Source organism: Xenorhabdus sp. TS4, from assembly GCF_014467265.1.
Taxonomy (GTDB): domain Bacteria; phylum Pseudomonadota; class Gammaproteobacteria; order Enterobacterales; family Enterobacteriaceae; genus Xenorhabdus; species Xenorhabdus ehlersii.
In genome coordinates this window covers 1-3,132 of the sequence record NZ_NKHQ01000115.1, presented here as the reverse complement: position 1 = coordinate 3,132, position 3,132 = coordinate 1, and the positions used below count along the sequence as shown (strand labels likewise).

Below are 3,132 nucleotides of genomic sequence, written 5' to 3'. Positions count from 1 at the left end.
TGAGTTTGGTTGAGTCCATTATCAAATCAGGAATGGGGCGTAAAATTGCAGTGGAACTGACCCGGCAATTACATCGGGAGGCAGCATGAGACATTTCGATCATAACCCCTACGGCGCTCAGGATGAGCAATATGAGCGCAGAATGGAAGAGGCAGCCTATCAGGAGGCGGTAGAGGAGCAACAAGAAAATGCCGCATTGCGGCTATACAACGAACTCCCAGAGGGAACACGCTCTATTTTCTCGCCACGGATGAATGAATTGTTTGGTGAGCTATTCGACACTGGCAGTGACATTGATGAGATGGTCAATGGACTGCTGTACAACCTATGTTTGTTTAAAGTTCAGAAGGAGGCAATATGAGTACAGCTTTGGTATCACTGGCTGGCACGCTAGCGGACAAGCTAGGGATGAGAGTTCAAGAAGACGAACTCATTGAAACACTGAAAGCAACGGCGTTTAGAGGTAACGCTACGGAACAACAATTTGTTGCTCTTCTTATTGTTGCTAACCAGTACAACCTCAACCCGTGGACAAAAGAGGTTTATGCATTTCCAGATAAAACAGGGATTGTTCCCGTTGTGGGCGTAGATGGATGGGCTCGTATCATCAACGAAAACAAACAGTTTGACGGCATGGAGTTCAGTCAGGATGCTGAGTCATGTACATGCAAAATTTATCGGAAAGATCGCACCCACCCAACAACAGTAACGGAATACATGAGTGAATGCAAAAGAACTACGCAACCATGGCAAAGCCACCCAAAAAGAATGTTGCGGCACAAAGCCATGATCCAGTGCGCCCGCCTGGCATTTGGATTTGCGGGTATCTATGACCAAGATGAGGCAGAACGCATCACAGCCGGAACTGCGGCTGAGGTAGTCAACGGACAGGAAAGTCACGCTGACCGCCAATCCTTGATCTCTCGCTGTGAAGAAGCAGCAAAAATTGGCATGGAATCCTTTGAAAAACTCTGGGTATCACTCTCATTGGAAGAGAAGAAAATCATCGGTAATACCGAAAAGGAACGCATTAAAGAAACTATAGCAATAGAAGCTGAATATAACGAGGTGACAAATGGAGCAGAGAACGGATGAATGGCATCAGGCCAGATTAGGGAAAGTAACCGCCAGCGGATTGGCTAACATCATGGCTAAAACCAAGAATGGCTATTCCGCCTCTCGCCATAACTACATGGCAAAACTCATTTGTGAGCATTTTACAGGGAAGTATGAAGAGGGGTTTAAATCCGCCGCAATGGAACGCGGAAGCGAGTTAGAAGCTGTAGCGCGGGAAATGTATTGCCTCAATGAGTTTGATGCCAGTGTTATTGAAACAGGGTTTATTGATCACCCCGTCATTGAACTCTTTGGCGCCAGCCCAGATGGGTTGGTCAATGGCGATGGATTACTTGAAATCAAATGCCCTAATACATGGACACACATTGAGACCATCAAAACCCAAAAGCCAAAGCGCGAATATCTGTTACAGATGCACGCCCAAATGATGTGTACTGGCCGTAAATGGTGTGACTTCATTAGCTACGATGATCGATTACCTCCTAATCTTTCCTACTTCAAAACACGGATATTGTTTAATGAGGAATTAGCCAAGGAAATTGAAACCGAGGTTTTATCGTTTATTGACGAACTCAAAGATGCAATAAGAAATATAGCTCTATTAGGGAGAGATCAATGACCACGGAACCGAGTAAATATTTTCAGGGTAAGCCGTGCCTCTACGGACACACGGAGCGGTTCGTAGCAAATGGAAAATGCGTCATCTGTAATCGAAAATGGGTTAAAGAGTACGCAGAAAGACAAAAAACAGGCAAAAAGCTGAAACCCAGATTATACCATTCCACCGATTTTCAACACCGAGTGTTTGTGCTCGGCAATCCAAATACCCTCTAACCCTAGGATACCACTACACTATGATCAATGTTGTCAGTTTCTCTGGCGGCAGGACATCGGCGTACCTCGTATATCTCATGGAACAGCGCCGCAAACAAGGGGAAGCCGTCCGCTATGTGTTTATGGACACGGGCGCGGAGCATCCCTCCACATACCGATTTGTCAGAGAGGTCGTCAAATTCTGGGATATTCCGCTGGTTGTATTACAAGCTGATATCAACCCTCAACTGGGTGCATCGAATGGTTATATCATTTGGGAACCGAAAGATATCCAGACTCGAATGCCGACATTGCAGCCGTTTACGGACATGGTGAAAAAATACGGCACTCCATATATCGGGGGTGCATTTTGCACTGACCGCCTGAAATTGAGACCATTTAACGCATATTGCAATGACCATTTCGGGCGGGGTAATTATCAGACATGGATAGGCATTCGAGCAGATGAACCACGGAGATTAAATCGCACGAATGGCATTAATTATTTAGCTGACATCTCAGATTTTGACAAACAGGATATTTTAGATTGGTGGTCAGAACAGCCATTTGATTTATTAATTCCTGAACATCTGGGTAATTGCGTGTTCTGTATTAAAAAGAGCAGTAAAAAAATTGGTCTGGCGTGCCAATCCGAGCCGGGATTAAAACTCGCATTCGAATCAGAGTGTATTACAGGAGCGCATGTCCGGGATGGTCATAGGAAGACCGCCAAAGAAATTATGTACCGTGGGAATATATCACTGGATGGAATAGCTAAGATGTATTCGAATGCAGACTATCAAAATCTGTATCAAGAAATGGTCGCAGCCAAACGTTTTGATACCGGTTCCTGCTCTGAATCCTGCGAAATATTCAATTAGATCTATTTTATAACTAACGCTACCTCAGTGGCGGGAGGAGTATCACAACCAAAATTCGGGAGGACACAACATGCAGTTCACTCCATGGAACCCCAATCCAAAAGCGATCCTCAGAGTTAACGATCCCTATCCCATTCCGACACACTGCCGATATTGTGGCAGGCATGTGATGATTGAACATCACCTGAATGTTTTTAAGCGCATCCACGATAACCGTTGGCCGTGGTTATACCATTGCTGGACGTGCGGTGCGCGTGTTGGCATTCATCCGGGAACCGATATCCCGATGGGGTCACTGGCAGATAGGCCGACACGAATAGCACGGCTCTCAGCACACCGGCATTTCGATGATGTCGTTAGG

At 45.7% G+C, this 3,132-nt stretch carries 5 protein-coding genes; all 5 read left to right on the top strand.

The genetic code is table 11. From position 1 onward, the window contains the following. Nucleotides 1-85: 85 nt before the first annotated feature. Nucleotides 86-361 (top strand): hypothetical protein, encoded by a 276-nt coding sequence (locus Xets_RS19605; RefSeq protein WP_187652406.1) that lies wholly within the window; start codon nucleotides 86-88, stop codon nucleotides 359-361. Next, nucleotides 358-1,095 (top strand): phage recombination protein Bet, encoded by a 738-nt coding sequence (bet, locus tag Xets_RS19600; protein ID WP_187652405.1) that lies wholly within the window; start codon nucleotides 358-360, stop codon nucleotides 1,093-1,095. The genes Xets_RS19605 and bet overlap by 4 nt, the downstream gene beginning before the upstream one ends. Beyond that, complete coding sequence (locus tag Xets_RS19595; RefSeq protein ID WP_187652404.1) at nucleotides 1,076-1,696, top strand: lambda exonuclease family protein; 621 nt, start codon at nucleotides 1,076-1,078, stop codon at nucleotides 1,694-1,696. The genes bet and Xets_RS19595 overlap by 20 nt, the downstream gene beginning before the upstream one ends. A gap of 235 nt (nucleotides 1,697-1,931) precedes the next feature. Continuing rightward, the gene (locus Xets_RS19590) at nucleotides 1,932-2,771 is read left to right on the top strand and encodes a phosphoadenosine phosphosulfate reductase family protein (RefSeq protein WP_187652403.1); all 840 of its coding nucleotides are present in this window, start codon (nucleotides 1,932-1,934) and stop codon (nucleotides 2,769-2,771) included. Between the two features lie 70 nt (nucleotides 2,772-2,841). Beyond that, a partial coding sequence (locus Xets_RS19585) for a zinc-finger-containing protein (protein WP_222941664.1) occupies nucleotides 2,842-3,132 on the top strand: 291 nt, incomplete at its 3' end.

What these genes read in the sequence shown, in the direction of transcription:
- bet (WP_187652405.1), top strand. Translation starts at nt 358, where the DNA reads ATGAGTACAGCTTTGGTATCACTGGCTGGCACGCTAGCGGACAAGCTA.
- Xets_RS19595 (WP_187652404.1), top strand. Translation starts at nt 1,076, where the DNA reads ATGGAGCAGAGAACGGATGAATGGCATCAGGCCAGATTAGGGAAAGTA.
- Xets_RS19590 (WP_187652403.1), top strand. Translation starts at nt 1,932, where the DNA reads ATGATCAATGTTGTCAGTTTCTCTGGCGGCAGGACATCGGCGTACCTC.
- Xets_RS19605 (WP_187652406.1), top strand. Translation starts at nt 86, where the DNA reads ATGAGACATTTCGATCATAACCCCTACGGCGCTCAGGATGAGCAATAT.